The sequence below is a fragment of the Pantoea sp. Cr_R13 genome, assembly GCF_029222565.1.
GTDB classification, from domain to species: domain Bacteria; phylum Pseudomonadota; class Gammaproteobacteria; order Enterobacterales; family Enterobacteriaceae; genus Pantoea; species Pantoea eucalypti.
Genome location: NZ_JARHXL010000019.1, coordinates 246740 through 264868, shown reverse-complemented (window position 1 = coordinate 264868; position 18129 = coordinate 246740). Strand labels below are relative to the sequence as shown.

General features: G+C 55.8%; 17 protein-coding genes. 11 read left to right on the top strand and 6 right to left on the bottom strand.

Annotated elements, in window-relative coordinates; translation table 11 throughout:
- Positions 1-69: 69 nt before the first annotated feature.
- The 6 genes from nudF (at position 70) to P2R09_RS20720 (ending at position 5520) form a co-directional block, all read left to right on the top strand.
- Positions 70-705, top strand: a complete 636-nt coding sequence (nudF, locus tag P2R09_RS20745) for an ADP-ribose diphosphatase (RefSeq protein WP_033761442.1) — start codon at positions 70-72, stop codon at positions 703-705.
- Positions 702-1127, top strand: a complete 426-nt coding sequence (locus P2R09_RS20740; RefSeq protein WP_008925735.1) for a DUF1249 family protein — start codon at positions 702-704, stop codon at positions 1125-1127. Before nudF ends, P2R09_RS20740 begins: the two co-directional genes overlap by 4 nt.
- 42 nt (positions 1128-1169) lie before the next feature.
- Positions 1170-1997, top strand: coding sequence for a 3',5'-cyclic-AMP phosphodiesterase (cpdA, locus tag P2R09_RS20735; RefSeq protein ID WP_275772468.1), 828 nt, complete (start codon positions 1170-1172; stop codon positions 1995-1997).
- 3 nt (positions 1998-2000) lie between these two features.
- On the top strand, positions 2001-2582 hold the full coding sequence (gene yqiA, locus P2R09_RS20730; RefSeq protein ID WP_003848456.1) for an esterase YqiA: 582 nt from the start codon (positions 2001-2003) through the stop codon (positions 2580-2582).
- 48 nt (positions 2583-2630) lie between these two features.
- A complete protein-coding gene (gene parE / locus P2R09_RS20725) occupies positions 2631-4526 on the top strand; it encodes a DNA topoisomerase IV subunit B (protein WP_003848457.1) in 1896 nt (631 codons plus the stop codon).
- Positions 4527-4620: 94 nt separating this feature from the next.
- Positions 4621-5520, top strand: a complete 900-nt coding sequence (locus P2R09_RS20720; protein WP_003848458.1) for a LysR substrate-binding domain-containing protein — start codon at positions 4621-4623, stop codon at positions 5518-5520.
- A 379-nt stretch (positions 5521-5899) separates the two neighbouring features.
- Here P2R09_RS20720 and P2R09_RS20715 read toward each other — a convergent pair whose 3' ends face one another.
- On the bottom strand, positions 5900-6208 hold the full coding sequence (locus P2R09_RS20715; protein WP_003848459.1) for a putative quinol monooxygenase: 309 nt from the start codon (positions 6206-6208) through the stop codon (positions 5900-5902).
- A gap of 47 nt (positions 6209-6255) precedes the next feature.
- Positions 6256-6837, bottom strand: coding sequence for an NAD(P)H-dependent oxidoreductase (locus P2R09_RS20710; protein ID WP_275772463.1), 582 nt, complete (start codon positions 6835-6837; stop codon positions 6256-6258).
- A gap of 167 nt (positions 6838-7004) precedes the next feature.
- On the opposite strand from P2R09_RS20710, the gene P2R09_RS20705 reads away from it, so the two are divergent.
- From P2R09_RS20705 to ftsP, 4 genes are all read left to right on the top strand, one after another.
- Positions 7005-7769, top strand: a complete 765-nt coding sequence (locus P2R09_RS20705) for a transporter substrate-binding domain-containing protein (protein WP_192378086.1) — start codon at positions 7005-7007, stop codon at positions 7767-7769.
- Between the two features lie 189 nt (positions 7770-7958).
- Positions 7959-10232, top strand: coding sequence for a DNA topoisomerase IV subunit A (gene parC / locus P2R09_RS20700; protein WP_275772458.1), 2274 nt, complete (start codon positions 7959-7961; stop codon positions 10230-10232).
- A 45-nt stretch (positions 10233-10277) separates the two neighbouring features.
- Complete coding sequence (locus tag P2R09_RS20695; protein WP_003848465.1) at positions 10278-11015, top strand: 1-acylglycerol-3-phosphate O-acyltransferase; 738 nt, start codon at positions 10278-10280, stop codon at positions 11013-11015.
- A gap of 141 nt (positions 11016-11156) precedes the next feature.
- The gene (gene ftsP, locus P2R09_RS20690; RefSeq protein WP_003848467.1) at positions 11157-12587 is read left to right on the top strand and encodes a cell division protein FtsP; all 1431 of its coding nucleotides are present in this window, start codon (positions 11157-11159) and stop codon (positions 12585-12587) included.
- Between the two features lie 99 nt (positions 12588-12686).
- On the opposite strand, the gene dkgA is transcribed toward ftsP, so the two are convergent.
- A complete protein-coding gene (gene dkgA, locus P2R09_RS20685) occupies positions 12687-13511 on the bottom strand; it encodes a 2,5-didehydrogluconate reductase DkgA (RefSeq protein ID WP_275772455.1) in 825 nt (274 codons plus the stop codon).
- 204 nt (positions 13512-13715) lie between these two features.
- Here dkgA and P2R09_RS20680 point away from each other — a divergent pair, with 204 nt between their 5' ends.
- On the top strand, positions 13716-14624 hold the full coding sequence (locus P2R09_RS20680; protein WP_003848469.1) for an AraC family transcriptional regulator: 909 nt from the start codon (positions 13716-13718) through the stop codon (positions 14622-14624).
- A gap of 50 nt (positions 14625-14674) precedes the next feature.
- On the opposite strand, the gene P2R09_RS20675 is transcribed toward P2R09_RS20680, so the two are convergent.
- From P2R09_RS20675 to P2R09_RS20665, 3 genes are all read right to left on the bottom strand, one after another.
- Positions 14675-15337: a DedA family protein gene (locus tag P2R09_RS20675; RefSeq protein ID WP_275772452.1), complete on the bottom strand. Its 663-nt coding sequence runs from the start codon at positions 15335-15337 to the stop codon at positions 14675-14677.
- Between the two features lie 175 nt (positions 15338-15512).
- Positions 15513-16703, bottom strand: a complete 1191-nt coding sequence (gene metC, locus P2R09_RS20670) for a cystathionine beta-lyase (protein ID WP_275772450.1) — start codon at positions 16701-16703, stop codon at positions 15513-15515.
- Between the two features lie 133 nt (positions 16704-16836).
- Entirely contained in the window at positions 16837-18123 is a 1287-nt protein-coding gene (locus P2R09_RS20665; RefSeq protein ID WP_003848476.1) for a TRAP transporter large permease, read from the bottom strand.
- Between the last annotated feature and the right edge of the window lie 6 nt (positions 18124-18129).

Below are 18129 nucleotides of genomic sequence, written 5' to 3'. Positions count from 1 at the left end.
GAACTACTTACATGGAGCACGGTTACAGGCTTTTTTCGCTCCACCCCAATCTGCACAAGGAACCTGATGATGCCGGAAGAAAAAAAATCCCCTGTGACTTTCACAAAAAACGATGTAGAAATTATTGCACGAGAAACACTCTACAAAGGTTTTTTTTCCGTTGAGCGATACCGCTTCCGCCACCGCCAGTTTAATGGCGAAATGAGTGGAGAAGTGCAACGCGAAGTTTTTGAGCGCGGACATGCTGCCGTGCTGCTACCTTATGATCCCTTACGCGATGAAGTGGTGCTGATTGAACAGATCCGCATCCCGGCTTATGACAGTAGCGCTTCACCCTGGCTGCTGGAGATGGTCGCCGGTATTATCGAGCCCGGTGAATCGGTCGAGCAGGTTGTGCGCCGTGAAGCCGTTGAAGAAGCAGGACTGGACGTCGGTCGGGTTAAGCCCATGCTTAGCTATCTGGCCAGCCCTGGCGGCACCAGCGAACGTTTATCGGTGCTGATTGGGGAAGTGGATGCCAGCCAGGCAGAGGGATGCCATGGTCTGGAGGAAGAGAATGAGGATATTCTTGTCCATGTGGTGAGCCGCGAACAGGCGTACCGCTGGGTGGAAGAGGGGATAATTGATAATGCGGCGTCTGTCATCGCCTTGCAATGGCTGGCGTTGCACCATGAAAAACTACGCGAAGAGTGGATACAAAAATGAAACAGCGCTATACCCCTGACTTTCCCGAAATGATGCGGCTCTGCGAAACCAATTTCGCCCAGTTACGCCGCCTGCTGCCGCGTAACGATGAGGCGGGAGAATCGGTGATCTATCAGGTGAGTGGCGCCCGTTATCAACTGACGATTCAGGAGTCGACACGCTACACCACGCTGGTGGAGATCCGCCAGGTCGCACCTGCCGTGAGTTACTGGAGTCTGCCCTCGATGTCGGTCAGGCTCTATCACGATGCGATGGTCGCCGAAGTGTGTTCAACTCAACAGATCTATCGGTTCAAAGCGCGCTATGATTATCCTAATAAAAAATTGCATCAGCGCGATGAAAAACATCAGATAAACCAGTTTCTCGCAGACTGGCTGCGTTACTGCCTGGCACATGGCGCGATGGCGGTTCCGGTCTGCTGATGCGTATAATGCAGTAAATGGCGTGGAGACGAAGGAAACGCTTTGGATAGCCTGCTAACTCTTCCTGCAGCGAACGGTTCCGAAATCAGGATTTTGCAAATCACGGATACCCACCTGTTCGCGGGAAAACATGAATCGCTGCTTGGGGTGAACACCTGGTCGAGCTACGACGCCGTGCTGGATGCGATTATTGCGCAACATCGCGACTATGACCTGATCATCGCCACGGGCGATCTCGCCCAGGATCACTCTATCGAAGCCTATCAGCATTTTGCTGAGGGCATCTCTCGCTTACCGCGGCCCTGCGTCTGGCTACCCGGTAATCACGATTTTCAGCCCGCAATGGTGGATACACTGGCGGCAGCGCACATCAATGCCCATAAGCAGGTGCTGGTGGGTGATGAGTGGCAGATTGTGTTGCTCGACAGCCAGGTCTACGGTGTTCCGCATGGAATGCTGAGCGACTATCAGCTGGAGTGGCTCGACAACGCGCTGGCCCGCTTTCCGCAACGGCATACGCTGGTTATGCTGCATCACCATCCGCTGGCCTCTGGCTGCACCTGGCTCGATCAGCACAGCCTGCGCAATTCGCATCAGCTTGATGCCGTGTTGCAGCGCTACCCGTTAGCCCGGACGCTGGTCTGTGGCCATATTCACCAGGAGCTGGATATGGAATGGCATGGCCGTCGGGTGCTGGCGACGCCGTCTACCTGTGTCCAGTTCAAACCGCACTGCACCAGTTTTGCGATTGACACCGTGGCTCCCGGCTGGCGCTGGTTTACACTGCATCCGGATGGCGGCTTTGAGACCGAAGTGAACCGGCTTGATACCGACGCTTTTCGTCCCGATTTAGACTCCGAAGGATACTGACGCGTGGCAGCACTGCTCTATCTGCACGGTTTTAACAGTTCGCCGCAGTCCGCGAAGGCGACTCAGTTCCGGCAATGGTTAGCGATGCAGCACCCGGAGATCGACATGATCGTGCCACAGCTGCCGACCTTTCCCGCTGATGCGGCGGCAGTGCTGGAAGACCTGGTGCTGAGCCGCAGTGGCGAAACCCTGGGCGTGGTAGGATCGTCGCTGGGCGGTTATTACGCTACCTGGCTGTCCCAATGTTTTATGCTGCCGGCCGTTGTCGTCAATCCCGCAGTACGCCCTTTTGAACTGCTGGTGGATTTCCTTGGCGAAAATCAGAATCCCTACACGGGCCAGCAATATGTGTTAGAGTCACGCCACATTTACGATCTCAAAGTAATGCAGATTGAACCGCTGGAAGCGCCCGATTTACTCTGGTTGCTGCAACAGACTGGCGATGAAGTTCTCGATTACCGACAGGCACTCGACTATTACAGCGCGTGCCGTCACACGGTAGAAGAGGGCGGAAATCATGCATTTACTGGATTCGAGCGCCATTTCCCGCAGATTCTGGACTTTCTTGGTCTGAATCATCCCTGAGTAATGCGGAAATCGCACCAATTTCACCCTTCTAATCAGACATTTACGATGAGTCAATCAAACTATAACGCGGATGCCATTGAGGTCCTGACTGGCCTTGAGCCTGTTCGCCGTCGTCCGGGCATGTATACCGATACGACGCGGCCCAACCATTTGGGTCAGGAAGTGATTGATAACAGCGTCGATGAGGCGCTGGGCGGCCACGCGAAGCGGGTTGAAGTGATTCTGCACGCTGACCAGTCGCTGGAAGTTATTGATGATGGGCGCGGCATGCCGGTGGATATTCACCCGGAAGAGGGCGTGCCCGCTGTCGAGCTGATCCTGTGTCGTCTGCATGCGGGCGGCAAGTTCTCCAATAAAAACTATCAGTTTTCGGGCGGTCTGCACGGCGTCGGCATTTCTGTGGTTAACGCCCTGTCAAAACGCGTCGAAGTCACGGTGCGCCGTAATGGCGAAATCTATGACATGGCGTTTGAAAATGGTGACAAAGTTCAGGATCTCACGGTTACCGGCACGGTGGCGAAACGCAACACCGGTACGCGCGTCCATTTCTGGCCTGATGAAAGCTTCTTCGACAGCCCACGCTTCTCGGTATCACGCTTATCCCATCTGCTGAAAGCCAAAGCGGTGCTCTGTCCTGGCGTTGAGATTGTCTTTAAAGACAAACTGAACAATACCGAACAGACCTGGTGCTACGAAGATGGCCTGACGGACTATCTGTGCGAAGCGGTGAATGGCTTACCGACACTGCCGGAAAAACCCTTTGTCGGTAGTTTTGCCGGCGATGTGGAGGCGGTGGACTGGGCGCTGTTATGGCTGCCAGAAGGCGGTGAACTGTTAACGGAAAGCTACGTTAACCTCATCCCGACGATGCAGGGCGGGACACACGTTAACGGTCTGCGTCAGGGACTGCTGGATGCGATGCGCGAGTTCTGCGAATACCGCAATATCCTGCCGCGTGGCGTCAAACTCTCAGCGGAAGATATCTGGGATCGCTGTGCCTATGTGCTGTCGGTCAAGATGCAGGATCCCCAGTTTGCCGGGCAGACCAAAGAGCGTCTCTCTTCACGTCAGTGCGCAGCCTTTGTCTCTGGCGTCGTCAAAGATGCCTTCAGCCTGTGGCTGAACCAGAACATTCAGACGGCAGAACAGCTGGCTGAACTGGCGATCTCCAGCGCCCAGCGGCGTATGCGGGCAGCCAAAAAAGTGGTGCGTAAAAAACTCACCAGCGGTCCGGCGCTGCCGGGCAAACTGGCGGACTGCACCGCGCAGGATCTGAATAAAACTGAATTGTTCCTTGTCGAAGGGGATTCGGCAGGCGGATCGGCCAAGCAGGCGCGCGATCGTGAATATCAGGCGATCATGCCGCTCAAGGGCAAGATCCTGAATACTTGGGAAGTCTCGTCCGATGAGGTGCTGGCATCGCAGGAAGTCCATGATATTTCTGTGGCGATCGGCATTGATCCTGACAGCGAAGACCTTTCGCAGCTGCGTTACGGCAAAATCTGCATTCTGGCGGATGCGGACTCAGATGGTCTGCATATTGCCACGCTACTCTGTGCGCTGTTCGTCAAACATTTCCGCTCACTGGTCAGCAATGGTCACGTCTATGTGGCCATGCCGCCGCTTTACCGTATTGATCTCGGTAAAGAGGTTTACTATGCGCTGGATGAAGATGAGAAAGAGGGCGTGCTGGAGCAGCTGAAACGTAAAAAGGGTAAACCTAACGTTCAGCGCTTTAAAGGACTGGGTGAGATGAACCCGCTGCAGTTGCGCGAAACCACGCTGGATCCGAATACCCGCCGCCTGGTACAGCTGACTATCAGCGAAGAGGATGTCGATCAGACGATACGCATGATGGATATGCTGCTGGCGAAAAAACGTTCCGAAGACCGGCGCAACTGGTTGCAGGAAAAAGGCGACACGGCCGATATCGACGTGTAAAAGACAGGACGCGAAAGCGTCCTGTTTTGTTTATGCTTGCACCTGTACACCTTCATCGAACCTGGCTGATTTAGAGAGCAGAGACAGCAATCTTGTGAAAATTACCCTGGAAGAGCTACGTGCCTGGGTGGCGGTGGTAGACAGTGGTTCCATTACTGCGGCGGCATCCCAGCTGGCGCAGACCAGTTCAGGCATCAGTCGGGCACTCTCCCGGCTGGAGAGCAAGCTGCAGACCACGCTGTTGCATCGCACCACCCGACGGCTGGCGCTGACCGAAGAGGGGCAGGTTTTTCTGGAGCATGCGCGCCAGATCCTGGCCTCCGTTGAGCAGGCCGAAGAGCAGATTGCCCTGCGGCGCGAGATGCCGTCAGGACGGCTTCGGGTGAACGCTGCCACACCCTTCATGCTGCATGTGATTGTGCCGCTGGTAGACGATTTCCGCGCCCGTTATCCGCTGATCCAGCTTGAGCTGAATACCGACGATATTATGATTGATTTGCTGGAGCAGCAGACGGACATTGCTATTCGTATCGGCGAACTGCGTGACTCTACATTACATGCACGGCTGCTCGGCAGTAGTGCGATTCAGCTAATGGCCAGTCCGGCCTATCTGGCAAAAGCGGGCACGCCACAAAGCGTGGCCGATCTCGCACAGCATCAAAAAATCGGCTTTAGTCATCCTGAATCCCTCAACGTCTGGCCGGTCCTGCAGCCTGATGGTGATTTCATGCGTATTAAGCCAACTATCTCAGCTTCCAGTGGCGAAACCATCCGGCAGCTGGCGCTGGCGGGACAGGGGATTGCGCGTATCTCCGACTTTTTCAGCCGGGAGGATTGCGCCACTGGCCGGCTGGTGCCTGTACTCTCCGCGGAAACCCGCGATCTGCGCCTGCCGGTGCATGCGGTTTATTATCGAAACACCACGCTCTCTTCGCGCATCGGCTGCTTTCTGGATTTTCTTCGCAGTGAGATTGATCGGCGGCAACTGCTGTAAGCCGGTCTGCCAGAAACAAAAAACCTCTGTCGCAGGACAGAGGTTCAGATAGATGACAATTACGCATTCGGGCACATCTGACCGCAGTAAATAAGCCCAATGCGCAGGAAACACGGGCAGAGGAGGAAAGCGTCCCGCGGCCTGGGACAAAAACGCCGGGAGCGTTTTTGAACAACGCAACGCGTTGGCCCTGCTACGGGCGCACCTCAGGGATGAGGTGCGTAATCGCGCGGGCCGAGCATGTCATGGATGACGGCTTTTGCGTTTTTCCGATCTGACCCTGATCCCTGTGCCGGCTCGATCTCACAGCGACGGTGGCCGGAATTTATCACCAGCCTTAACCCCAGCTACACAACCGCAGTAAAGCCTTCAGCACTAATCAGGCGCTGGGTTCCAGCACCAGAATCTTCACATCCACCACATCATCTTTAATGATACTGCGATGCGCATCCATGTGCGGCATCTGCTGATGCTGCTCAAGATGGCGCAGGCTTTCCCACTGCTCCAGCATGAAAATCGAGTCCGGCGAGTTCTGCTTCCACGGCACCTGTGCCTGATGGTCCAGCAACGCGTCATACTGATGGCAGCCATCTTCTTCTAACACCAGCGGGATCAGCTTTTTCACCGCATCCAGCACGGCCTGACGGCGACCGGGTTTAACACAAATTTCAGCAACGACGGTTAACATTCGTGAATTCCTCTTTCGTGGGAAAATAGGGGGAGCCCCTCATCATCTTACGCAAAAACGCGGCTAAGATGGGTCCGATAAGCGGCAATATCGCGCGGCACGTCCGGTGCTTTGATCACGTCGTTGCAGATAAAGGTCGGCAGCGCTTCCATTCCCAGGAACTGGTTGGCTTTGTGGAAGTGCAGATAGAGACCATCGACGCCAACACCTTCAAAGAACTGCTCCGGGTCAGTAAAGGCCTGTAGCGGCGCATTCCACGTCAGTGACAGCATATATTTTTTGCCCTGCAGCAGACCGCCGGAACCGTACTTCTTCGCCGCATCAGAACGGGTTCGGCCATCGCTGGCGTAGAGCGAGCCGTGACCTTCGGTAAAGACCTCATCAATGTAACGCTTCACGGTCCAGGGTTCGCCCATCCACCAGCCCGGCATCTGATAAATCACGACATCGCTGTCGACATATTTCTGCACTTCATCGGCAATCACGTAGTTGCTGTCGGCCACGGTCACTGACACTTCATGGCCCATATCACGCAGCTGACTGGCTGCAACATCGGTCAGAGTGTGGTTCAGTTCGCCTTTAGAGTGGGCAAACGTTTTGCCGCCATCGATAATTAAAATCTTGTTCATGCACAGGTTGCCTCGTTTTCTGAATATGGCACCTAGCTTACGCGTGCTCCATTCCCGGAAAAATGGGAGATAGATCACAACACTTTTGCTGTGGCAGCAACAATACGCCGGTTTATGGCACCATCGTTGGGCAAACTCATCATGAAAACAGTCAAGAAAACATCAAAATGAAAAAAATCGTTTTCTCTTTACTGCTGGCCAGCAGTGCGGTTCAGGCACAATCTCATCTCGACACCATTCTCAGTTCTAAAACGCTCAGGGTCTGCACCACCGGAGATTACAAGCCTTACAGCTTTCTTCGCCCGGATGGTCAGTATGAAGGGCTGGATATCAGCATGGCGAACGCACTGGCGACGTCGCTCGGCGCGAAAGTGGAGTGGGTACCGACCACCTGGAAAACCCTGATGCCTGACTTTCTGGCAAAACAGTGTGATATCGCCGTCGGCGGCGTCTCCGTCACGCTGAAACGTCAGCAGACCGCCTGGTTCGCCCGGCCGCTGGATGTGGATGGCAAAATCCCGCTGGTGCGCTGCACAGATAAAGATCGCTTCCAGACCCTCGAACAGCTCAACCGGCCTGAGGTGCGGCTGATTGAACCGGCGGGCGGCACCAACGAAGCCTTTGTACACAGCCACCTGCCAAAAGCCTCACTGACGCTGTTCCACGATAACGTCACTATCTTCCAGCAGCTGGTGGACAATAAGGCAGATGTGATGATCACGGATGCCTCTGAAGCGCGTTATCAGCAACAGCATTACCCGACGCTCTGTGCGCTCAACCCTGACAAACCGCTGCAGTATGGCGAAAAGGCTTACATGATTCCGCGTGATGACATCAGCTGGAAGCTCTATGTCGACCAGTGGGTGCATCTCAGCACCGCCACCGGCGAATATCGTGATATTGCCCGCCAGTGGATGGGCGCAAAGCCCTGACGCACTCGCGCTGAGAGTCCATGCACCTGGCGCGAGAATCAGGTACTTCCGGCGACTGAAATCGCGCTGAGTGACGCCTGCTGTCCCGCGCTTCCCCTGTGACTAACACTGGCGAATAAGGTACTATCCTCGCCAAACCACCGCCGGGTGTCCCGCCGTTGTGGGCCACGATGTGAGGATGAGAAATTCATGAGTGAACTGACGCAGGATGGTGCAGAGCGTCTTGCCCTGCATACCTTTACCGAGGATGCGTATTTAAAATATTCGATGTACGTCATCATGGACCGCGCGTTGCCTTATATCGGTGACGGGCTGAAGCCTGTACAGCGACGCATTATCTACGCCATGTCGGAACTGGGTCTCAATGCCAGCGCCAAATTTAAAAAGTCCGCGCGCACCGTGGGTGATGTGCTGGGTAAATACCATCCGCATGGCGACAGCGCCTGTTATGAAGCAATGGTATTAATGGCGCAGCCATTCTCTTACCGTTATACGCTGGTCGATGGACAGGGTAACTGGGGCGCACCGGATGATCCCAAGTCGTTTGCAGCCATGCGTTACACCGAATCACGCCTGTCAAAATATGCCGAGCTGCTGTTAGGTGAGCTAGGCCAGGGAACGGTGGAATTTCAGCCGAACTTTGACGGCACGCTGCAGGAGCCAAAAATTCTGCCGGCGCGTCTGCCTAATATCCTGCTCAATGGCACTACCGGCATTGCCGTCGGTATGGCGACCGATATTCCGCCGCACAATCTGCGCGAAGTCGCTCAGGCCGCCATTGCGCTGATTGACGCACCAAATACGACGCTGGAAGCGCTACTGGATATCGTTCAGGGACCGGATTACCCGACCGAGGCGGAAATCATTACGCCGCGTGACGAGATCCGTAAAATGTATCAGACCGGTCGCGGCTCTATTCGCCAGCGTGCGGTATGGAAAAAGGAAGAGGGTGAGGCGGTCATTACCGCGCTGCCGCATCAGGTCTCCGGCGCACGCGTGCTGGAACAGATTGCTAACCAGATGCGCAATAAAAAGCTGCCGATGGTTGAGGATCTGCGTGATGAGTCTGACCATGAGAATCCGACCCGTCTGGTGATCGTGCCACGCTCCAATCGTGTCGATCTCGATCAGATAATGAACCATCTGTTCGCCACCACCGATCTTGAGAAAAGCTACCGCGTTAACCTCAACATGATCGGGCTGGATAACCGCCCGGCGGTGAAAAACCTGCATGAGATCCTGACCGAGTGGCTGGTGTTCCGCCGCGACACGGTCAAGCGTCGTCTTAATTACCGACTGGATCGTGTGCTGCGCCGCCTGCATATCCTGGAAGGATTGCTGGTTGCGTTCCTGAACATTGATGAAGTCATCGACATCATCCGTACGGAGGATGAGCCGAAGCCGGTTCTGATGTCACGTTTTGGCATCAGCGAAACCCAGGCCGAATCGATCCTCGAACTGAAGTTGCGCCATCTGGCGAAGCTCGAAGAGGTGAAGATCCGTGCCGAGCAGGCGGATTTGGAAAAAGAGCGCGATCAGCTGCAGGCCACGCTGGCCTCTGAACGCAAGATGAACACCCTGCTGAAAAAAGAGTTACAGGCTGATAGCGTCAGTTACGGCGACGATCGCCGTTCACCACTGCGTGAGCGTGAAGAAGCCAAAGCGCTGAGCGAAACCGAGCTGGTGCCGTCTGAACCAGTCACCATTGTGCTGTCGCAGATGGGCTGGGTGCGCAGCGCCAAAGGTCACGATATCGATCCGGCCGGACTGAGCTACAAAGCGGGCGACAGCTATCTGGCTGCGGCACGCGGCAAGAGCAATCAGCCGGTGGCCTTTATCGACTCCACCGGCCGCAGCTACACACTGGATCCGACATCACTGCCTTCCGCGCGCGGTCAGGGCGAGCCGCTGACCGGCAAGCTGACGCCACCGCCGGGTGCCGTCGTTGAACAGGTGCTGATGGAGCCGGATGACCAGCGTCTGCTGATGGCTTCTGATGCAGGCTACGGCTTTATCTGTACTTTCAGCGATCTGATATCACGTAACCGCGCCGGTAAAGCGCTGCTGACGCTGCCGGAAAATGCCCGCGTGATGACGCCGATGGCCGTCCATCATGAAGATGACATGCTACTGGCGATTACACAGGCGGGACGGATGCTGATGTTCCCGGTTGGCGAACTGCCGCAAATGTCGAAAGGCAAGGGCAATAAAATCATCTCGATTCCGTCAGCGGAAGCGGCTGCCGGTCAGGATAAACTGGCCTGGCTGATGATTCTGCCGCCGGGCAGCGCTATCACGCTGCACGTGGGCAAGCGTAAAATGCTGCTGCGAAGTGAAGAACTCCAGAAATTCCGCGCCGATCGCGGACGTCGCGGCACGCTGTTACCGCGCGGCCTGCAAAAAATTGATCGTGTTGAACTGGATGCGCCTGCGCGTCCGGCGAGCCCGGATAGCGAAGCGTAAACTACCCGGCTGACCCTGCGTCAGCCGTGGCTCAATGAGGGAACTATGTTACTGATTCTGCGTGCCATTATCGTCATCATTTATTCGATTTTAATCTGTATCTTTGGCTGTATCTGGTGTCTTTTTTCACCCCGCGATCCGCGACACGTCGCGACGTTTGGTCGTCTGTTCGGCAAATTGTCGACGGTGTTTGGCCTGAAAGTAGAGTTGCGCAGACCGGAAGGCGCAGAGAATTATGGTAATGCGATCTACATCGCCAACCACCAGAACAACTACGACATGGTGACTGCGGCTAAAATGGTGCAGCCCTATACGGTCACCGTGGGCAAGAAGAGCCTGCTGTGGGTGCCGTTTTTTGGCCTGCTCTACTGGCTGACCGGTAATCTGCTGATTGATCGCGATGACCGGGCTAAAGCGCGCGGCACCATCGGTGAGCTGGTGGATCAGTTCAACAGCAAGCGCATCTCGATCTGGATGTTCCCGGAAGGGACGCGCAGTCGTGGTCGTGGCTTGCTGCCGTTTAAAACCGGTGCCTTCCACGCTGCCGTGGCGGCCGGTGTGCCGATCATCCCGATTGTGGTCTCGAACACACACGGCAAGATCAATCTTAACCGCTGGAACAATGGACTGGTGATCGTTGAAATGCTGCCACCGGTTGATGTTAAAGCGTTCGAGTCGTCGTCGGTACGTAAGCTGGCAACCCACTGTCGCGAACAGATGGCGGCAAAGCTGGAAGAGTTGAACGCCGAAGTCGCCGAACGCGAAAAAAACGGAAAAATCTGACCGGCGAATCACTCGCCGAACTCACCTGCAGGGATGCAACCCGGCGAGCCTTTACCGGCTTGTCGTGAACGCAGCACAGCAAAACAGATCAATAAAAACAGGGTCGGCGCTCAGCGCCACGCGTAAAGGGTCAGAAGTTTTATGTCTTTCAGCAGACGTCAGTTCATCCAGCTTTCTGCCGGAGCGGCGCTTAGCGCCAGTGTACTACCTCATGCGGCGCGCGCCGCTTCTCCAGCTAATGGCGATACGCCACTGCCCATTCCGCCATTACTGGAGTCCCGTCGTGGCCAGCCGCTGTTTCTGACGATGCAGCGCAGCCACTGGTCCTTTAATGGTGACAATAATAAAGTGCCGGTATGGGGCATTAATGGCCTCTATCTGGGTCCGACCGTTCGGGTTTACAGCGGCGATGACGTTAAGCTGATCTACAGCAATCGGCTGAATGAGTCAGTCTCCATGACGGTCAGCGGTTTGCAGCTGCCAGGGGCGTTAATGGGCGGTGCGCCACGTATGATGTCGGCCGGTGTGGACTGGTCGCCGGTGCTGCCGATTCGTCAGGCGGCTGCAACCTGCTGGTATCACGCTAACACCCCAAACCGCATGGCCCCGCACATCTATAACGGTCTGGCGGGCATGTGGCTGGTTGAAGATGATATCGGCAAACAGCTGCCGCTGCCGAAGCATTACGGCGTCGATGACTTCCCGATTATCATTCAGGACAAACGGCTCGATAACTTCGCCACGCCAGTCTATGACCCGCCACAGGATGGCGGCTTCCTGGGTGACACCCTGCTGGTGAATGGCGTACGCAATCCCTTTGTCGAGGTGTCACGTGGCTGGGTGCGTCTGCGCTTGCTGAACGCCTCAAATGCGCGACGTTATGAGATGGTGCTAAGCGACAACCGTCCGTTTATGGTCATCGCCAGCGATCAGGGCTATCTGCCTGCACCGGTGGCGGTGCAGCGTCTGTCACTGGCACCTGGCGAACGCCGCGAAGTGCTGATAGATATGTCGCAGGGTGATGAAGTGTCGATAACGGCGGGTACGGCGGCGGGCATCATGGACAGGTTGCGCGGTTTCTTTGAGCCATCCTCTATTCTTACCTCTACCCTGATCCTGACGCTGCGACCCACCGGCTTACTGCCGCTGGTGACAGATAATCTGCCGATGCGGCTTTTAGCCGATCAGATTCTGGATGGTGTGGCGGTTCGCACACGCGAATTCCGCATTGGCGACAGCATGCCGGGCATTAATGGCGCGCTCTGGGATATGAACCGCATTGACACGACCGCGCAGCAGGGCACTTTTGAGCGCTGGATCCTGCACGCTGACCGGCCACAGTCACTGCATATTCAGGGCGTGATGTTCCTGATTAAAAGCGTGAATGGGGCACAGCCGATGGGCGAAGATCGTGGCTGGAAAGATACGGTCTGGGTGGATGGCAGCGTGGAGCTGATGGTCACCTTCCCGCAAAGTTCATCCGATCATTTCCCGTTCGTCTATTACAGCCAGACGCTGGAACTGGCCGATCGGGGTACGGCGGGACAACTTGAGGTGCAGCCAACCTCATAACAGCGCGGTCAGGCAGAAAAGACCGGCCTGACCGCGTTAATTACACGCTACTCTGCAGTTCCAGGGCAGCGTGTAAGCATCACCGGGCGACGCATCCCCTTAGTTAAACGTCTCCGGATCCGGACCCAGACGATTGCCGCTGTCCAGTTTCGCAATATCACTCACTTCATGCTTATCCAGACGGAAGTCGAACACCCTAAAGTTCTCTTCGATACGCGCTGGCGTCACCGACTTCGGAATCACCACCAGGCCGCTATCCAGATGCCAGCGGATCACGATCTGCGCAGGTGTCTTGCTGTATTTCTTCGCCAGCGACTTAATGATCTCCTGATCGAAGACCCCTTTGCCGCCCTGAGCCAGAGGACTCCAGGATTCGGTCTGGATCTGATGCAGCGCGTTCCACGCATGCAGCGTACGCTGCTGAAGCATCGGGTGCAGCTCAATCTGGTTTACGACTGGCGTCACACCGGTTTCATCCAGCAGGCGCTTCAGGTGGGCTTCATGGAAGTTACAAACACCGATGCTTTTGGTCAGTCCCTGCTGCTGCAGTTCGATCATCTTCTTCCAGGCATCAACGTAGTTGTCTTTTTCCGGGCACGGCCAGTGCATCAGATAGAGATCGACCTGATCCAGTTTCAGTTTCTCCAGGCTGGTTTCCATCGCCTGCTGAACGTTCTGCTGATCGTCGTTCCACAGTTTGGTGGTCACGAAAATCTCTTCGCGTGGCACGTCTGTTTCCTGGAGCGCCAGGCCAATCGCCTCTTCATTTTTATAGGCGGCGGCAGTATCGATTGAACGATAGCCGACCTCAAGCGCTTTCAGCACCGCATGACGTGCATCTTCGATGCTGGCCTGCCATACGCCGAGTCCCAGTTGCGGCATCATATTGCCATCGCGCAGTTTGATAATGGGTTGGTCTGCCATAGTTGCTCCTTTCCGTTGCGGTTAATCCGTGAGATTTCACTGTGCTTAAGTCTAGCCAACAATTTTCAGCCTGCTTAGCTCAGTCGATAACAGCACGCCTGGTCTTATGCCCGATTCGGTAAATTTATTGCCTGATTCTCCTGGCTGCTGGCGATTCAGGCATTCGCACGGCAAACTAACTTTTTGTCCGAATAAGGAGTCGCTATGGCGCACGATGCACTGTGTCACCGGCTGGCACAGCAGGTCGTCACGTTAATGACCCACGGTCACGACCGTCTCTGTCCGGTCGAAAATGTGTCGCTAATTTATGCGAATCAATATCGTCCGCGTACGCCGATGATGTATCAGCCCGGCATTGTGATCCTGTTTCAGGGCAGCAAAACCGGTTATCTCGGCAGCACCGTGTTTCAGTATGACGCCAGCAAGTATCTGATGCTCACCGTGCCGCTGCCGGTGGAGTGCGAAACCTGGGCTTCGCCGGAGATACCGATTGCCGGGCTGTGCCTCAACGTCGATACCGCCAGTCTGCAGGATCTGCTGATTGAAATTGGTGATGACGATCAGTTTCAGCCGCAGCCACAGACCTCGGGCATTCACTCGGCCTGGCTGACGGAGCCGATGCTGTGTGCCGCTGAGCGACTGCTGGATGTGATGACCCAGCCGCGCGATGCGCGGGTGCTGGGACCGCACATCGTACGGGAAATTATCTACTATGTGCTGACTGGCCCGATTGGCGGCGCGCTGCTCTCTCTGGTGAGCCGACAGACGCAGTTCAGCCTGATCGCGCGCGCCCTCCGGCGGATTGAGAATCACTATGCGGAAAACCTCAGCGTCGATGCGCTGGCGGCAGAAGTGAACATGAGCGTTTCAGCCTTTCACCATAACTTCAAAGCGGTAACGCAAACCTCGCCGTTGCAGTATCTCAAGCGCTATCGCCTGCATCAGGCGCGATTGCTGATGCTGCACGATGGACTGAAAGCGAGTGCGGCGGCGGTGCGGGTTGGCTATGAAAGTCCTTCGCAGTTCTCGCGGGAATTTAAACGTTATTTTGGCGTGACGCCGGGGGAAGAGGTTAATCGTGTCAGGCAGACGGTAGCGGATTCATCTTTATAGGTCGCCGATCCGGCCGCCCGGAGGCGGCGGATCCGGAGGCTGTGGGCACGTCAGGCGCGTTTCTGCCGACGCTGTTTCCAGATCACCAGAATGCTGCCGAACAGACCGAGCACCAGCAACACCATCGGCAGTATCATCAGAATCGCCATCACCTGATCTTCATGACGTTTAATGAACGGCACCTGGCTGATGCCATAGCCAAAGGTCACCACAATGCCGACCCACAGCACGCCACTGAGCCAGTTAAACAGCTGAAAACGACTGTTCTGTAAGCCCGCAATGCCCGCCATGGTAGGCAGGATGGTGCGGATAAACGCGAGGAAACGGCCGACCAGCAGCGCCATCAGACCGTGGCGGTTAAACATATTCCAGGCACGCTGGTGATACTGCGCGGGCAGATGCATCAGCCAGCTCTTAACCAGTCGGGTATTACCCAGCCAGCGACCCTGCAAATAGCTCAGCCAGCAGCCGAGGCTGGCAGCCGTCGTCAGGATCACCATGGTCGGTACAAAATCCATCACCCCTTTAGCCACCATCGCGCCTGCCAGCAACAGCAGACTGTCTCCCGGCAGGAAAGAGGCGGGTAACAGACCATTTTCCAGAAACAGCGTCAGAAACATCACGCCATACACTACCCATACCACATCCGGATTTGCCAGTGCGGCAAAATCCTGATGCCAGAGCGCCTGGACAATCTCGTGTAAAACACCCATTAGCGATTCCATCACGTCACAAGGAACAATCCGTCTGCGTTCAGACAGTACAGTGAACTCACCAACAATCTGAACGATGCGGGATAAATTTTAACAACAAATGAGCCGCTGCCCGGCAAACACTGCGGGCCACTGCGACCCGGTTTATCTTCTGTTTACTTTCTGTTGAGCTGACTCAGCGCGTCAGGCGCGTAAAACCGGCTTCCAGGTCAGCCAGCAGGTCATCAACATGCTCCAGGCCAATATGCAACCGCACCAGCGTGCCGGTGAAATCCACACCGCCCGCCGGACGAATCTCTGCCAGCTCTTCCGGCTGATTCGCCAGAATCAGCGATTCATAGCCGCCCCAGGAGTAAGCCATGCTGAAATGATGGAAGTGATCGAGATATTCCGCCAGCTGGGGTGCGTCTAATTTTTCCTGCAGGATAAATGAGAACAGGCCGCTGCTACCGCTAAAATCGCGCTTCCAGAATTCATGACCTTTGCTTTGCGCCAGCGCCGGGTGATTCACCCGCGCCACTTCGGGACGCGCCGCCAGCCACTCTGCCACCTGAATTGCGCTCTCTTCATGCTGGCGCAGACGGGTGCCCAGCGTGCGCAGACCCCGGCTTGCCATGTAAGCGGTATCGGCATCGGCCATCTGGCCCATAAGATAGGAGTTCTCGCGCAGCTGATCGATGCAGCGCGCATTAGCGACTGCGGTGCCAATCATCGCATCGCTGTGACCAATCAGATATTTGGTGCCGGCCTGAATGGAAATATCGATACCGTGCGCCAGCGCATTAAACAGAATACCGGCCGCCCAGGTGTTGTCGATCATAATGATCGCCTCGGGCGCTTTGGCGCGTACAGCCGCCACAATCGCTGGAATATCCTGAACTTCCATGGTGATAGACGCGGGGGATTCCAGGAAAACAACCCGGGTATTCGACTGAACCAGCTCACCGATTTCGCTGCCGATGCAGTGATCGAACCAGCCCGTAGAAACCTGCAGCTTAGCCAGAATTTTCGTACAGAAGTCCTGCGTCGGTTCATAGACCGCGCCACTCATCAGCACGTGGTCACCCGCTTCAACAAATGCCAGAATCGCATTGGCCACGGCAGCCGCGCCGCAAGGGTAGAGCACGCAGCCTGCGCCGCCTTCCAGCTCGGTCATCGCATCCTGCAGCGCAAAGTGCGTCAGGGTGCCACGACGGCCATAAAAGAGTTCACCTTTTGCCCGACCGGCGGTGGCGCGTTTTTTCTCCGCGACGGTATCAAAAACCAGCGAGGAGGCCCGTTGAATCACGCTGTTCACCGAGCCCTGGGTATAACGCTTGCTGCGTCCTGCATTGACGAGCGTGGTATCAATTTTTCTGGTGGTCATGAGTCGCCTTTACCGCTTCGGACTAAGCTCTCACGTTACCACGAAACAGCCAGCAGGGTTGAGACTCAATGGTGATTATCAGAGTGCATCGCAGGAAAAAAAACGGCCCGCTCACGGGCCATTTTTCTTTGCGTTACATCACGCCCATCAGGCGCGGTAACCAGAGCGAAATGGCGGGAATATAGGTAATCAGCATCAGAACGATAAACAGCATGCCGTAGAACGGTAGCATCGCCCCGACCACCTGCTCAATCTTCTGTTTACTTACCGCGCTGGCGACAAACAGTACTGTGCCGACCGGCGGCGTAATCAGCCCGATGCCGAGATTGGTCAGCATGATCATGCCGAAGTGCACCGGATCGATACCCAGTGAGGTCGCCACCGGCAGCAATACGGGCGTGAGAATCAGAATCAGCGGCGCCATATCCATCAGCGTGCCCACCACCAGCAGCAGGATGTTGATGCACATCAGAATCACATATTTATTATCAGAGAGGCTGGTAAAGGCTTCGGTGATCATCGTCGGCAGTTGCATGAACGTCATCACCGCACCAAATCCGGCGGCGAAGGCGATCAGCACCATCACGATGGTGACGGTTTTAATGGTACGAAACAGCAGGATATGCAGCTGATTCCATTTAAAGTCGCGATAGATAAACATGGTGACGAAAAAGGCCCAGATACAGGCGATCGCCGCGGACTCTGAGGCGGTGAAAATACCGGAGAGAATACCACCCATGATGATGACCACGGTAAACAGGCCCCAGAACGCGTCGAAGAAAATCTTCAGCGCCTGACGAAACGGAATGCGCTCGCCTTTGGGATAGCCGCGTTTGCGCGCGAACCCCAGGCACATCACCATCAGGCAGCCTCCCAGCATCAGTCCCGGCAGGATACCTGCGACAAACAGCGAAGAGATGGTGACCATGCCGCCGGTTGCCAGCGAGTAAATCACTGAGTTGTGACTGGGTGGCGTCAGCACGGCCTGAACGGAGCCACTGGCCGTTACCGCAGCGGCAAAATCACGCGGATAGCCTTTCTCCTCCATCTGCGGGATCATCACCGAACCAATCGAAGCGGTGTCCGCGACTGACGATCCGGAGATGGCACCAAAGAAGGTCGACGCGACGATGTTAACCAGTGAGAGGCCACCGCGAATAAAGCCGACAAAGATATAGGCGAAATTGACCAGCCGCCGGGCAATCCCACCCTCCGCCATGATCGCACCCGCAAGAATAAAGAACGGGATGGTCAGCAGCGAGAATTTGTTAATGCCATTAGTTATCTGAATCACCACCGCTTCCAGGGGCAGATCGATCCACCAGGCGCCGATAAAAGCGCTCAGGCCGACCGCAAACGCGACCGGAAACCCCACCAACAGCAACACCAGCAAACTGCCTATCAAGATTAATGCATCCATCTTCTG